Annotated in this window: 13 protein-coding genes and 1 pseudogene; 8 read left to right on the forward strand and 6 right to left on the reverse strand. The window is 41.3% G+C overall.

The window, feature by feature from the left end; translation table 11 throughout:
• Positions 1–128 precede the first annotated feature (128 nt).
• The gene (locus AC5JM2_RS05345) at positions 129–254 is read right to left on the reverse strand and encodes a hypothetical protein (RefSeq protein WP_495833873.1); all 126 of its coding nucleotides are present in this window, start codon (positions 252–254) and stop codon (positions 129–131) included.
• Positions 255–957: 703 nt separating this feature from the next.
• Here AC5JM2_RS05345 and AC5JM2_RS05350 point away from each other — a divergent pair.
• Together AC5JM2_RS05350 and AC5JM2_RS05355 are read left to right on the forward strand one after the other, a co-directional pair.
• A complete protein-coding gene (locus tag AC5JM2_RS05350; protein WP_495833874.1) occupies positions 958–1,176 on the forward strand; it encodes a hypothetical protein in 219 nt (72 codons plus the stop codon).
• A 77-nt stretch (positions 1,177–1,253) separates the two neighbouring features.
• Positions 1,254–1,442 (forward strand): hypothetical protein, encoded by a 189-nt coding sequence (locus AC5JM2_RS05355; RefSeq protein WP_495833911.1) that lies wholly within the window; start codon positions 1,254–1,256, stop codon positions 1,440–1,442.
• Positions 1,443–1,501: 59 nt separating this feature from the next.
• Here AC5JM2_RS05355 and AC5JM2_RS05360 read toward each other — a convergent pair whose 3' ends face one another.
• Entirely contained in the window at positions 1,502–2,740 is a 1,239-nt protein-coding gene (locus AC5JM2_RS05360) for an ATP-binding protein (RefSeq protein ID WP_495833875.1), read from the reverse strand.
• A 644-nt stretch (positions 2,741–3,384) separates the two neighbouring features.
• Here AC5JM2_RS05360 and AC5JM2_RS05365 point away from each other — a divergent pair.
• Entirely contained in the window at positions 3,385–3,585 is a 201-nt protein-coding gene (locus tag AC5JM2_RS05365; RefSeq protein ID WP_495833876.1) for a hypothetical protein, read from the forward strand.
• Positions 3,545–3,733, forward strand: a pseudogene (locus AC5JM2_RS05370) (ABC transporter ATP-binding protein); the annotation flags it as partial. The gene AC5JM2_RS05365 and the pseudogene AC5JM2_RS05370, both read left to right, overlap by 41 nt.
• A 218-nt stretch (positions 3,734–3,951) precedes the next feature.
• Here the strand turns inward: AC5JM2_RS05370 and AC5JM2_RS05375 are convergent.
• The 3 genes from AC5JM2_RS05375 to AC5JM2_RS05385 all read right to left on the reverse strand — a co-directional run bounded on the left by AC5JM2_RS05375 (position 3,952) and on the right by AC5JM2_RS05385 (position 7,567).
• Positions 3,952–5,160 carry an MFS transporter gene (locus AC5JM2_RS05375; RefSeq protein WP_495833877.1) on the reverse strand — a complete coding sequence of 403 codons (1,209 nt, stop codon included), beginning with the start codon at positions 5,158–5,160 and terminating at the stop codon, positions 3,952–3,954.
• A gap of 144 nt (positions 5,161–5,304) precedes the next feature.
• Complete coding sequence (locus tag AC5JM2_RS05380) at positions 5,305–6,261, reverse strand: sugar phosphate isomerase/epimerase family protein (RefSeq protein ID WP_495833878.1); 957 nt, start codon at positions 6,259–6,261, stop codon at positions 5,305–5,307.
• 148 nt (positions 6,262–6,409) lie between these two features.
• The gene (locus AC5JM2_RS05385; RefSeq protein ID WP_495833879.1) at positions 6,410–7,567 is read right to left on the reverse strand and encodes a 2-deoxy-scyllo-inosose synthase; all 1,158 of its coding nucleotides are present in this window, start codon (positions 7,565–7,567) and stop codon (positions 6,410–6,412) included.
• 496 nt (positions 7,568–8,063) lie between these two features.
• Here AC5JM2_RS05385 and AC5JM2_RS05390 point away from each other — a divergent pair, with 496 nt between their 5' ends.
• The 4 genes from AC5JM2_RS05390 (at position 8,064) to AC5JM2_RS05405 (ending at position 11,277) form a co-directional block, all read left to right on the forward strand.
• Positions 8,064–9,380, forward strand: a complete 1,317-nt coding sequence (locus AC5JM2_RS05390) for a lactonase family protein (RefSeq protein ID WP_495833880.1) — start codon at positions 8,064–8,066, stop codon at positions 9,378–9,380.
• 420 nt (positions 9,381–9,800) lie between these two features.
• On the forward strand, positions 9,801–10,478 hold the full coding sequence (gene msrA / locus AC5JM2_RS05395; RefSeq protein WP_495833881.1) for a peptide-methionine (S)-S-oxide reductase MsrA: 678 nt from the start codon (positions 9,801–9,803) through the stop codon (positions 10,476–10,478).
• Between the two features lie 59 nt (positions 10,479–10,537).
• Positions 10,538–10,816 carry a hypothetical protein gene (locus AC5JM2_RS05400; RefSeq protein ID WP_495833882.1) on the forward strand — a complete coding sequence of 93 codons (279 nt, stop codon included), beginning with the start codon at positions 10,538–10,540 and terminating at the stop codon, positions 10,814–10,816.
• 251 nt (positions 10,817–11,067) lie between these two features.
• On the forward strand, positions 11,068–11,277 hold the full coding sequence (locus AC5JM2_RS05405) for a hypothetical protein (RefSeq protein ID WP_495833883.1): 210 nt from the start codon (positions 11,068–11,070) through the stop codon (positions 11,275–11,277).
• A 33-nt stretch (positions 11,278–11,310) separates the two neighbouring features.
• Here the strand turns inward: AC5JM2_RS05405 and recD2 are convergent, their stop codons facing one another.
• The gene (gene recD2 / locus AC5JM2_RS05410) at positions 11,311–13,560 is read right to left on the reverse strand and encodes an SF1B family DNA helicase RecD2 (RefSeq protein ID WP_495833884.1); all 2,250 of its coding nucleotides are present in this window, start codon (positions 13,558–13,560) and stop codon (positions 11,311–11,313) included.
• Positions 13,561–13,737 lie beyond the last annotated feature (177 nt).

A 13,737-nucleotide genomic window follows, 5' to 3' on the forward strand; every position in this document is an offset into this window, starting at 1 on the left:
GTAGCGATTTTATATATCAAATGGCAAGAACCATCAATTCAAAATCCGAATTGAAAATAACTGTTAAGCCATAGAAATATATAGCTTTGCAGATTATATTTTCAATTTTAAGTCATTCGTTATTCCAATTAAATACTAACAGGCTTACAACTACAAGCACCGTAATATGATGCTCTTGTTGTTTTTAGAGTTTCGGCCTCACGAATAACAAACTTTTTCATCTGCTTGACTTCTGGTTTATCCATAGTCATCATAAGTTAACTCTCCTGAAATTTAACTTGATAGAAGACTTGAATTAATCTTCATCTTAATGACTACAGCCCCGAATATAATGATTCCGGAAAGAAATTGTTTGAGGGTGTAGACTAACTCTTGGGCGTGGGCAAGCATTGTTCTTGCTTCATTTTGATTCGATATTTCACGCCCTTTTTCTCATATCTCTTGCTATCAAAGCAAATTCAAACTTTGAAATTGAAGTTGGCGATACGTGAAGCGTCAAGTTTCCGGCTTATCGCATACGGGATGATGCTTGACATCTGCATCTTGCGGCTTTTTACTATTTTCTATGTAATATTACTGGATATTAGTGGTTATTTATTATTAAAATGTACTTAAGGTTTCTGTTTCATTTACCGTCACATTTTTCTACTTCTTAAGTAGGTAGGTGTAGCGATCTGCAATACTAATCGCTTAAACCTGCAATCATCGTTGTTTCCAGCCAGGATTATTTGCAACTATAATTGTGTTTCAGCCAGGATTAAATGCAACTGAGCCAGGATTATTTGCAACCAACCTGCAATCATCGGTTTGAGCCAAGATTATTTGCAATCTCTTAAGTAAAAAAATAAGTAAAAAAAAACGAATGTTTGTTAGATAGTTCCCATAACGCAGATATCGCTAACAAGGTTGGTAATGTAGGTATGAAGAAGTGCATCGGCGGAAGAATTGAGTTCACTAATGAAGCAGTGGACGGGGATTCTGACAGGGATATCAGTACTAGAAGGCGGGAGTAATTCTTATAGATTTGGTACAAGCCTCGGAACGGCATTCGACCTTTTCGCCCCTGCACCTAACCCGAAGAGGGAAAAGCTGATGGTGACAATACACAGGCTCAATCGTCATCATAGACGACACAAAGTGTTATTTGGCACTGTGGGTCTACGCCAAGATTGGTGAATGCGATCCGACAGGTGATCGCATCTGTAATTTAGAAGAGAACGATTAATGGCTGAAAGCTAATTCTATCAATACTTTTGACCAAGTTGACACGCTATGGCAGCAACTCTTGCATTACGCCTGGTTGGGCTATGGAAACTACCGTTCGTTTAGGCGGTTACTTGCAACATCGACGTAATACTCCAATTGGCATTCAAGTGCTGTGGCGGGGCTGGTTAAAATTGCACGACAAGAGTGAGGGTTGGCAGCTTGCAAAAAAGACTTAATGGGAAAAATCAGGTGCAGCGACTTATTATGCTGCAACCGCAAACCGAGAAATGTTCACTTACTCTAGTTGGCTGTCGCTTGTCAAATATGTAGCAAGCTCTTCTGAAATAACAAAGCGAGCAACATCATTATAAGTAATTTCGTAAACCAGTCCGTAATTCTCTAAAATTCGTAATTTGTTTCTCAAATGAGAGTGATTTTCAAAATAGTACGTGAGAACTATGTTATTAGGATCTGAATTGTAAACCCATTTATCACTTAGAATGACAAATTCACGGATAAACGGATACTCATGCAGATCATTTTTCATATCTGCTAGAAGCTCTGGAATTAACTTTTCAACAGATGAGAGCACGCTGTCTGATTGTTTAGGTAATAGAAGGCTGGGTTTAACGACACTCTCGCGTGAAACTCTTAACTCTGAAAGCGTCTTCTCGATTTTTTCGAGTATCCGTACCATTTTCTCAGGATTATCGTTTCCAATAGTAATTGGTGGAAGCGAGCCAACAACTTCAATTGGTGTTTGATAGATGTAACGATTTGCAAAAAGATCGTAGTATTCTACTTCAAGATGAATACCTTTTCCAAATCGCTCTTCTGCTTGAAAAAAAGTTGTTACATCAAAGAAGAAAGGGTTGTGTCGATCAATGAGGGGTAGTTTTAACGGAAAAAGCTTTTCATAATTCTTCATCATCTGAGGTACAGGTGAAATTGTAATCTTGATATCGACTGCTGGAGCTTCGGTAAGAGCAAGAATACCAAGTTGAATAGCTTGTTCTTTTTCTGGTTTAAGTCGAAATAGATGAGTCAGTCGCGGTTTTGAAAAGTGCCGCTTAGCCCAAATAGCATCAACAATAAAATGTTTAGCTGGAACTGTATGGGCACCTGCTCGGATGTAGTAGTGGTTATCTGGAGCCATGTGTGGTCCAGAATAACTCTCATGAATCACAACTAGCAGAACTGCTGAATCAGTTTGGATTGTTCCCCTACCAGATGGATCTTGTATTAGCTTGAGGTCATACCTGGGAACTGGCTCCACTTGACTGATTATTTGATCAACCCAATCACGTAAATCCTGCCTCCCAATTTTCAAAGACAACCCGTTATCCGCATTGCCATTACCGTCAACACCAGCAACAAAGCACCCACCTCCAGAATTCGCAAAGCCTGATACTGCGCAGCTTAGTTTCTTTTTGAGTTCCTTGTGTGAAGTACCGCTTGACTTGAATTCAAAATCACCATCTTCTATGGTTGGAAGTTGCGTTAAGTCAAAGGTTTCGAGGTTGATTTTAGACATGCTGCTAAACGATATACCAATAACCTCAAACTAACTTATCAAAAAGCAGACACTTTTTAGGAAATTTTACCAACATTTGACCCAAAATTGGGAAAATACCCAAAGTTTATGATGACGCCGCTCACAACCACGAGAAATTAATACTTTGAGGCTAATGGTCAACGTTTTGGCTCAAAAGTATAGCGGTGTATGATTTATGAGGCTAAATGACAGCTAGCTTTTTTTTAGGTAGGTTGTTAGATTTGTTGTAATCCCGCTTACTTCCTTGTAGTCCTCTTCGACTTTGGTATTAGCCTGATATTGATAATATTTATTTATCTGAAATTTAATTTTTTGCATTTGTAGATTTGTATAACTACTATTTCTATACAATCGCCATTCTCTGTGACACTACAAACGCTTGCTCTTCTACGGTTAGAAGTATGAAGAAAATTCTGATTTTATCCGCCAATCCTGTCAATACAAGTAAGCTTCGTCTAGTGGGACTTAGACATCGTTAAGCCTAGTTTCTTGATATATCTGGGTTTCAGGCATTTTTGAGCCTTTGGTGTATTTCCCTTGTCCTGCATGGGTTTAGGGCTTATTTCTGCCGAAAAAATGTTTAAGTCCCACTAGACGAGGAAGTACGGGAAATCCAATCTGCCTTGGAGCGTTCCAGACACAGGGAAGAATTTGAACTCATTCCCCGATTGGCTGTGAGGATTGACGATTTACGCCGCGCACTGTTAGATCACTCTCCACAAGTTGTACATTTTTCTGGTCATGGGGATGGAACGGACGGCATAGCATTGGAGGATAACTCCGGACACGCGCACAACCCAAGAAGTATTGGATATCTTTGGTGAGCTCAATGCCAGTGGCATCACTGTTGTGATGGTAACCCATGAGCCAGAAGTTGCTCGTCAAACACAGCGTGTTGTTTGGTTTCGTGACGGTGATGTTGTACACTCTCACCTCAGTCCATCTGATGTGGGTCATTTGGCGGTGTCTTAAATTTTGTTGCCAATCTCAATAAGCAAAGTTTATGACACTTCAGGTAACAATTTTGTTGATATTATATTTATTACTCCATCTGACTTGGTGGACTAAGGGCGATCGCTTTGCTTGCCAGGCTGGGGCGATCGCCCTTCTGATTGATTGAAAGTAAGTGTTCTAAAACTGTTGATTTTGCTTCCCTCGTCAAGAGCAAAACGTTAAAGGCATACAAGGATTTATAGACGTTTTGCAAAAAGTTTACTGAGCAATCCGAGTGTCGCAATAGCAAAAACAGCACTAGCGTAAAAAACTCCCTGCATTCCCCAAAGTCCAAACGCGACACCAGCGAAGAGTGGACCCAACGCCTGCCCCAGTGACAACACGGTGGCATTAACTGCCATAAATCCAGCTCGATACTCCACGGGGGCTAGTCCACCTAACAAAGCCTGAGTTGAAGGAAACACTATGCCATGAGCGGCTCCGAAAAGAAAACTGGGAACGAACAGCAGCCAGACATTGTGCAGAGCAGGAGTAATGACTAGTGCCAGCGCATAGATAATAAACGAGACTTTGATCAGTGTTAGCTCACAGAAAAATTGTGCAAATAGTCCCAGTTGCGTAGAGACAAAGGCGAGCGAAAGCGCCATACTTGCCAAAATAATACCAATCACCACATCAGAAGCACCAAAAGCATTGGCTGCCAGGATAGGAATGTAGGTAAAGTAAGCACCAAATAAGAGAATGAACAAGGCAACTACCGCAAACAGCAGTCCAACCACTTGAGAATTGTTGATACTGCGCCAAATATTGTGCAAGTAAGCTTTGAAATTGAACTCCTGGGGCTTTTGCAACTTGGGTGTTTTCAGGGAGAATAACACCAACACTCCGACTGGGATAGCACTCAACGGCAGGAGAAAAGGATACCGCCATCCTAAGGTTGCTGCCAATCCTCCACTGATCAGGGGATAGACTGCTAAACTGATGCCAATCATGGTGGCATTGAACGCCATTGCGGCTGTTAGCATCTTTCCGGTATACAGATCGCTGATTAACGTCAGCGCCAGAGACTCACAAGGTGCTGCACCTATCCCTTGCAGAAAACGCCACTCCAGCAGCGTGCGAAAATTTGGGGCAAGCGAGCAGGCAGATCCGGCGATCGCAAATAACAGCAGAGAAGGCACTAAGATTTGTTTCCTACCAAACCTATCAGCCAGCACTCCACAGACTGGAGTCCCAAGTGCAATGGGTAGAACAAAAACTGTGATCACTAGTCCAATCTGTTGAGGGGGAATATTGAAATCTTGAGCCAACGCAGGCAATACTGGTCCAATACTGCTTGATCCTAAAACCGCCATCAACGTTACACCAATAATGATCTGAAGATTCTTATCCTGGTAAACATTGATGGAATTTTGACTCTGAGTGCGAGCTTTTCTTCGATTCATGAGTTAGCTTTCCTGACGAGTCGTTTACTCGGTGTTGTCAACTACCAGAACAGCTTCTCTTGATTATCTACCCAAAAAAAAACTGAGGAAGCTAAACTAAAAAAATCCCCAATCCTTAGCAAATAAGCCTTCTCACAAGAGAGATTAGATTTTAATTTCTGACTCTCTAGCTAATTCGCTAATAAAAGAGAGACTTTTCTCCAAAGAATCTCTAACCAGTTGGATAGCTGTTTCTAAGGGCATATTTTTGATTTTCTTATTCCAGGGTTCTATAGCAATTGGTCCTCGGTAATTTTTTTTATAGAGTGCTTTGAGGAAAGCTTCAATTTTTGTCACCCCCGTTGTAAATGGTAGTTCCCTTTCAAATTCTGGAATTGTAAATATGTCATAACCTGGTAATCCGTCATTTAATTCAACATACAATATATATTCTGAATCCATATGTTGAATATCTAGTACATCCGCTCCGCTATTTTGCCAATGGTGAACATCAAATTTCAAACCACCATATCCATATAATCCTGCACTAGCAATCAAGGCACGGGTACCATCTATGGTATGAATAAAGTCGTATTTTGTGCTGCGTCTAGTTTCAGTAGGACCGATAAATTCAAAGCCAATTTTAATGTCATATTTTTCTAAGATAGGTTTGATTTCACGTAAGCGATTGCTGGTTTGAATAAATCGGTCATTAAAATTAAGATCGTTGGAAAATGGCAGGAGATAACATAGGGTTAAGTGACAGCCGAGTTCGTTGGCTTGTTTAGCTTGTAATTCAAATTCAGATAAGCTTTCTTCAAACTCTTTTTGGCTGTCAAACAACTTAACAAGAAAGCTAAAGGATACAGGTTTTAAATTAAGCTGACTCAGTAAATTTTTACATTCAGAAGTGCTTAACTGATTAGGGATACTCAAGTCAAGATTAATCCCCTCGAACTGATACTTGTGAGCCAAATGACAAATTTTTTGAAAATCCTTCACAATGTGACCAATATTGCCACAGTGACCCCACGGATCGGTTAAATTCAATATAGGATACATCACAACTCCACTTATCAATTCAATACTGCTTGGTTGAAAGTCAAAACCAGTACGTAACATAGTGCAAACCAACCAAACTAAGTTTGCCTATGGCAATTTTTTACAAAGCCTGCCAGTGCAGACTTTGTTAGAATAGATTAAGGTATTCGAGCTGCTCTCAGCTTGAACTCAAGCTGAGAGCAGGAGCTTAATCAACACATTGTTGATTCTAGGCAGTCAACAACTGAGTCTGATGTTGGATAAAATTCTCAAGCACTTTTTTGACTAACTTCGGCTCAACTGTAACAAGGTAATCTCCTTCGGGGTTATAGCATTGACCGATTTTTTCTAATAAGACATAGCGCAGTTCTCGCCCTGTTTTTTTGTTGTCTGCAATCATCGCATCAAGGAGAGTCTCAGCAGTGATTGAGCGAGGTAACGGATTATTGAAACCAAGTTTATCTTCAATCAGATAGTAATGCCGTTCCACATCTTTTTGTGAGATGAATCCGAGTTGTTTGCAGAGTTCCGCAGCAATTTTCATTCCAAATGAAACCGATTCTCCGTGAGAGAGTTTCCCTTTTTCTAGCCATTCAATACCATGACCGAAAGTATGACCGTATTCTAGAATAATTCCATAGCCTTTTTCGCTGGGATCTTTCTTGAGAATTTCTAACTTGGACAAAATGATTTTGTAGGCTAAGTGATATAACTGCTCATCCGAAAATTTGACATCAGGATTGAGGGTTTCTTCCAAGTAATCCAAAAATGCTGCATCGGAAATGAAGCCATTTTTAATTCCTTCAATTATTCCACTTCGCCGAGAAGAAGGGGGGTCTGTTTTGAGATACTTGGTATCTACCCAAATAAAAATTGGCGCATGATAGACACCAAAATGATTTTTTCCGGTTTTACCATTAACAGCCTGCTTATTACTGAGCGTACTGTCGGTTTGACCTGTCATGCTTGTGGGGATTTCGAGAAAACGAATACCACGGTAAATTAACCCAGCTACTAGACCAACAATATTTCCAACTGTTCCGCCACCAAACGACAACAAGATAGATTTTTTGGAGGCACCTTTTGTAATTAGCTTTTCGCAGACTTCTTCGAGAACAGGAAAATATTTACAAGACTCACCTGTGGGTACAAATTCAAGTGCACAAGGAAATTTTTCGCAGATTTTGAGGTACAAATCCTTGCCGTATAACGCAAATAGATGTGGTTCTGTAAAGAAAAATATTTTGTCGAAAGTATATTTCTCCAGTTCCGAAATAAAACTTTCCTCAATGTCATATCCAAAATAAAATGGACTGGGTTTTTCCAGTTGGGTACTGAGTGTGATGACTTTCCCAGGTATGCATTCTAAGGTTGGATTTTGATTCATGATAGTTTTACCTCTTAACTTGGTGTACTAATGGCGATCGCTTTGCTTACCAGGCTGGGGCGATCGCTATACTTGATTAGTTGTCTCAAGGTTTCTTGCCTTGCTCACTAATCAACAATACTAAGGTTATAGTTGTACTAAATGAAATTTAGCTGAGAGACGGCTTAAAATTCGCAAAAAGTGTTGTATAGATGTTGATACAGCATTGAATTCATACCTTGAGCATGTGTTGTAAAAACTCTTTATGCAAAAACTCCCTAAGGATAAAATGTCTGCTGGAATTAATAAACTTATTATGTCGAACTTTAGAGTTTTTAGACAGAACTTGGGCTGCATTGAATTCATCACTTGCTTTGGGATTCACTGCATTTTTGTCAATATTAATATTCACAGCTTTTTCTTATCACTTTCTCAGCGAAAACTCAGATTGGCATGAGTCAATAACACCTGAAAGTAACATTTAGCACCTTGCGAATCATCTATTCAGGAAAAACTCATGACTCTCGTTCAAAGGAATCGGTACTTTAGCATCGTTTGCTTTCTTCTCGCTGGATTCACGACCACTTTATTAATGGGCGGATTTCTATTTAAATCTGCTGACGCACAGGAGCCCTTCAGAAATATTGTCTACACAGAAAGTAATATTCCGACAGAAAATGCTAATACTATTCTTGCCTTTGAGCAGGATGCAAATGGGAAGCTAACACCACTATCCAATTCACCTTTTCCTACAGGGGGTGCAGGTATTGCTGATCCTACGTTTACAACGGTAGCTGGTGGTCCTTTCCTAATCGCTGACAACGATCAAAATGTGATCGTTAACCCTGAGCATACCCAGCTTTTTGCTGTCAACTCTGGCTCGAACACGATCGCTGTCTTTGACATCAAAAAAGATGGTACTCTTTTTCCTGTGGCGGGTTCTCCATTTCCGAGTGGTGGGGTAAACCCGGAAAGCTTGGGTCTGGCGAATAATGTACTCTATGTTGTCAATAGGAACTTAGACCGAAATAACCCAACCCAAGATGCAAACGGTTCTCAGCCAAACTATACTGGTTTTCGCGTCACTCGTAGAGGCCAACTCATTCCAATTCCAGGATCTACTGTGTCGGTTCCAAACGGCTCTGGTCCAACCCAAGCACTCATCTCTCAAGACAAACGAATGCTATTTGGTGCGGAATTCACAGGTGGCTTACTTCGGTCTTTTAGAATTCTCCCAGGGGGTCGCCTAGAGGAAAATCCGAATTCACCACAACCACTCCCAGCATCAGAATTCCCTACAGGTAGCCCACCGGCTCTTCCACTGGGACTCCAAGTCCATCCCAGACAGCCAATCTTGTACGTTGGCTTTGTGACAATTAATAAAGTAGGAGTCTACACCTACAACCCGGTTACAGGGGAACTGACCTTTGTCAAGGCTGTACCGAATTCGGGACAAGCACCTTGCTGGCTGATTACCAACCGCCAAGGAACTCGTCTGTACACAGCGAACACAGGTAACAATAGTGTTAGTGTCTACGATATTACAGACGCAACGACACCAAAAGAGATTCAAAAGGTGGTACTCAAAGGAAATGGTTCTGCAACTGAGCTAACTCTGAACTCAAATGAATCGTTTCTACAAGTGGTGACTCGCCGCAATTCGCCTGATACATCTGAAGGCGATGGGGTGAATGTTCTCAAGGTGAACCCAGAAGATGGTACTTTAAGCGAGGTGGATAGCTCGCCACTCCCAATCCCGTCAGTTGATGGTAGCTTCCCTCAAGGGATTGTTAGCCTGAGTCCAGAGAGATTTGCCTACAACGTGAAATACTAATACCATTTCTGTATGAAGATGCGCTAAATTATCAAGAAGGGCGCATTTGGTATAAGGGGTAAAAGTAGCGAGCGTGACATGAGCCGCCACGTAATGTCTGAAAGCCTTGCTACGAAACGGTTACAAAAATAAAATAGCTCTATGACCCGAAAATCGCCAAAAAACCTTGTTTTTGCAGTACCAATTGACCTCTAGGCTATTTGGTAAGGCAGAGGGCAGAAGGTTGGAAGTATGAATAAAAACTTCAGTCGTGAGTATAAAGCCCAAGGCTCGAAAAAAAATTATACCGAGACGTGCAGCGCGAGGTGTAAAGCATTCTTGCTTTTATCCCACCCGGCAGCGCGTGGGTTCCCTTCTGCCTTTGTACTTCTGCTTTCATGAAAGTTAAAAAATTCAACAAGTGAAGGGCTTTAAAGTCGAATGTCAACTCGCAGCTTTCCCCTCTTACGATATTTCATCTGCTTGTCGATTATTTCGCTGGCATCTGTTGTATTTACACGTAGTGCGTCCCAGGCAATATTTGTTAATCCTGCTACCGATATCTCAACTTCTACAGCTAAGGGAAAACAGACGGCAGTTCTTGCAGGAGGATGCTTCTGGGGAATGGAAGCGGTTTTTGAGCATCTCAAGGGTGTTTCTGATGTTATCTCTGGCTATTCTGGTGGCAGTGCAGCGACCGCAAACTACGAATTTGTCAGTTCCGGTTTGACAGGTCATGCTGAGTCAGTAAAAATCACCTATGATCCATCACAAATCTCATATCAGCAGCTTTTGAAAATTTACTTTCTAGTGGCGCACGATCCAACACAGTTGAATCGACAGGGCCCCGACTCAGGAAAGCAATATCGTTCAGTCATATTTTTTGCTAACGACAAGCAGAAGCGGGTCGCGCTTGATATAATCAATCAACTCAACAAAACAGATATTTTTCATAAGCAGATAGTGACTCAACTACTTCCCTTAAAAGGGTTTTATCAGGCTGAGGATTATCATCAAAACTTTATTGACCACAATCCGAATTATCCTTACGTGGTGGTAAATGACTTGCCGAAGTTGGCTCAACTGCAATCCCAGTACCCAAATATATATAAGAAATAAGCGTGGCTTTCTAGCACAGATACTTGAACGGTTCTTCAATAGTTCTCGGTTGCTATCAAATGTTTGAAAGACACATACCAACTAATAACCCTAAGCTGGCAAAACTGCATAAAACTGGCATACTGGTGGTAACGCTACCCCTTGTTCCATCAAGTTTCACCGTATGTCTGCACGCTTATACCTCACCCGATGCCCAATCATCAAAAGTTGGCAAAACGGAAACAAGTGAGTCTGTTGTCAAGAGACGCAAGTCTCCGAACCAACGTAAATATGAGGATGTGCCAGAGCGAGAGTACCTGTTGCCAGACGAGGTAGACGCTTTGGATGAAAGCCATTAAAAAGCATGATGGAATTTTGTGCTCGTTGGGTTGTTCGTTTGGGGATTTCGTAGGTATGACGGCGGAACTAACTGTAATCAGATGCAGCTTGGGGCAATAAGCCGGAGGCTTGATGCAACAGTTCATAATTTTGTCCATCGGCGGATCAATCAGCAGCGCATCAATTCTTTACACGTTTTGACAGAAAATTATGCTATCAATTTTGAAAAATACTGACTTTTGTGGATCAATTTATCAACACAGATGCAACTATGATTACTCATTACCATGATTCAACAGATGTTGACAACGATTTGTTTCAACAAATAAAAATCAAAGAAAATCAGTTAAAAATTGCACAACAATTTAATATGGTCTACGTGGTTGAAGTATTACAGAGTCAATTGTCAAAGTTACAGCATCAATTGTCAGAGTTGCAAGACCCTGAATTTGAAGCGTTGATGAGTTTGTTAGACAGTTGAAGTTTGTGGCACAACCAGTGTATAAACTAAAGCTCAGTTTCTGGTTGTGCAAAGTCTAACTAACCTTTGCTGCAATTGCGTGTAGCGTTCCAGCGACTTAGTGGAACGCACACACATCTGTATTGCTTTTTTGGAACCAATGATAACCGCCAACTTCTTCGCACGAGTCAACCCAGTATAAAGTAAATTTCGAGTCAGCATCATATAGTGCTGAGTATACAAAGGCAAAATCACCACCGGGTATTCCGACCCCTGTGATTTGTGTATACTTACGCTCCAAGCTAAAGCGATTTCATTGAGGTCTGCATAATCGTAAATCACATCGCGCTCTTGGTACTGGACAACGACTTCCTGTTCTTCAGTATCTATTGTGGTTATAAAACCTACATCACCATTGAAAACTTCGCGTTGATAATCGTTGGTTAGTTGAATCACCCTGTCACCCACTCTAAAAATTGTTCCACCTCTAGTAATTTCAATTTTTTGGGGACTGGGGGGATTAATCAGTTGTTGCAGTACATTATTGAGATTGCGCGTACCAACCAATCCCCTCGTCATTGGGCAAAGCACTTGTATATCAATAGCTGGATAAAAACCAAGTTTGGGAATCAAATCAGTAATTAATTCGCTAATTGCCTGTACTCCATGTTCGGGTTGAAATCCTCCACCATGCCAGAGGCAATCAGATTGAGGAGTATCTGAAATTGATTCGATATTGGGATATTGTCCGTGATTAATTTGGTGAGCAGCAGTGATAATCTTGCTTGTCGCAGCTTGACGAAATACTTGGGTGAGTCGCACCACAGGCACTTTACCCGAATTAATCAAATCAGCAAGCACGTTACCCGCACCCACCGATGGTAACTGGTCAATATCGCCAACTAACAATAGTTGTGCATTTTCTCCCACAGCTTGAACTAACGAGTACGCTAGAAATAAATCGAGCATACTGGCTTCGTCAACAATGACTGCTTTTTGCGGCAGGGGGTTGTTTTTGTCGCGTTTGAAACTCCTTGTCTTCGGGTCAAATTCCAAAAGTCGGTGGATAGTTTTAGCTTCCAAGCCGGTCATTTCGCCTAACCTTTGAGCAGCACGCCCAGTTGGTGCAGCTAGGGCAATAGATTTACCCATTGCCTTCCACAATTCAACAATAGTACGGGTGCAAAAGGTTTTTCCAACACCCGGACCACCTGTAATCACCATGACTTTCGAGTAAGCTGCTGTTTCAACCGCTTGTTGTTGTTCGGATGAGAGTGAAACTTTGCGGCTGATGCTAAAGCGTTCTAACCAAGTACGGACACGAGGGATATCAGGATTAATCGGGTCAGTCAGGCGATCGCATACCAATTGAGCTAAGTTTTGTTCAGTATGGAAGAAGGTGGGTTTGTAGCAGTATAAAATTTTATCTGCACCAGATTCGCGCACAAGCTCATCGGCTAGTGTCATTTTTTGGATGATTTGGGCAATGAAATTCGGTTGTGGCTGGTGCGATTCAGTTTTGAGGAGACTTGCAACACATTCGATTAACTCTGGTTGGGGCAAATAGCAATGTCCATCCTCGGCGGCTTCACTTAACACATGAGTCATTCCCGCACGGTAGCGAAACTCAGAATCTGGTGGAACGCCCAAATTACGCGCAATTTTATCTGCAGTGATAAAGCCAATACCGTAGATATCAGTTGCTAACTGGTAGGGATTAGAGTTTACTGTGTTGATCGCTAAATCCCCGTATTGTTTGTAGATTTTGACGGCATAAGTAGTGGAAACACCATGACTTTGCAGAAACACCATCACTTCTTTGATGGCTTTTTGCTCATTCCAAGCTTTTTGTATCATGGCAATCCGCTTTTTGGCGATGCCGTTGACTTCAGCCAAGCGGTTAATTTGGTTTTCAATAATATCGAGGGTTTCCATCCCAAAATGGGTAACAATCCGTTTCGCTGTGACTGGACCTACTCCTTTAATCAAACCGCTACCTAAATACTTCTCAATTCCAGTAAGAGTGGCAGGTTTGGTTTCTTTATAATTGACTACTTGAAATTGCAGTCCATATTGCGGATGTTCGCGCCAAAAACCTGTTAATTGCAATGTTTGTCCAGGTTGAATATCAGCAAAATTACCAGTAATCGTAGTTAGTTCCGATGCACTAGAACGTTGCAGGCGTGCCACTGTATAACCTGATTCTTCACTGTAATAAGTCAGGCGTTCCACGACTCCTGTTATTGATTCGTGCGAGTGAGTAATGTTGACTTGTTGATGCGTTTGGTTTAATGGAGTGGTCATTACTTTGTAACAGGGCACGGCACCCGCTAATTGTACTGAATAACCATTGGCTCTAAAGTCATAGAGGTTTACTTTTATAGTACTTTAGTATTATAAATTCACAGCTTGTGATCGCAAATGCGTGCCCTTGATTGGTTGAGAATTTCATGGCTACAGCCCTGGTATAATTTACTCAAA

This window comes from Brasilonema angustatum, from assembly GCF_059505445.1.

Excerpts from the sequence above, each read along its gene's own strand:
- AC5JM2_RS05360 (WP_495833875.1), bottom strand. The coding sequence starts at position 2,740 with ATGTCTAAAATCAACCTCGAAACCTTTGACTTAACGCAACTTCCAACC.
- AC5JM2_RS05380 (WP_495833878.1), bottom strand. The coding sequence starts at position 6,261 with ATGTTACGTACTGGTTTTGACTTTCAACCAAGCAGTATTGAATTGATA.
- msrA (WP_495833881.1), top strand. The coding sequence starts at position 9,801 with ATGTCAACTCGCAGCTTTCCCCTCTTACGATATTTCATCTGCTTGTCG.
- AC5JM2_RS05405 (WP_495833883.1), top strand. The coding sequence starts at position 11,068 with ATGATTACTCATTACCATGATTCAACAGATGTTGACAACGATTTGTTT.
- AC5JM2_RS05350 (WP_495833874.1), top strand. The coding sequence starts at position 958 with ATGAAGCAGTGGACGGGGATTCTGACAGGGATATCAGTACTAGAAGGC.
- recD2 (WP_495833884.1), bottom strand. The coding sequence starts at position 13,560 with ATGACCACTCCATTAAACCAAACGCATCAACAAGTCAACATTACTCAC.
- AC5JM2_RS05400 (WP_495833882.1), top strand. The coding sequence starts at position 10,538 with ATGTTTGAAAGACACATACCAACTAATAACCCTAAGCTGGCAAAACTG.
- AC5JM2_RS05375 (WP_495833877.1), bottom strand. The coding sequence starts at position 5,160 with ATGAATCGAAGAAAAGCTCGCACTCAGAGTCAAAATTCCATCAATGTT.
- AC5JM2_RS05390 (WP_495833880.1), top strand. The coding sequence starts at position 8,064 with ATGACTCTCGTTCAAAGGAATCGGTACTTTAGCATCGTTTGCTTTCTT.
- AC5JM2_RS05345 (WP_495833873.1), bottom strand. The coding sequence starts at position 254 with ATGATGACTATGGATAAACCAGAAGTCAAGCAGATGAAAAAGTTTGTT.
- AC5JM2_RS05385 (WP_495833879.1), bottom strand. The coding sequence starts at position 7,567 with ATGAATCAAAATCCAACCTTAGAATGCATACCTGGGAAAGTCATCACA.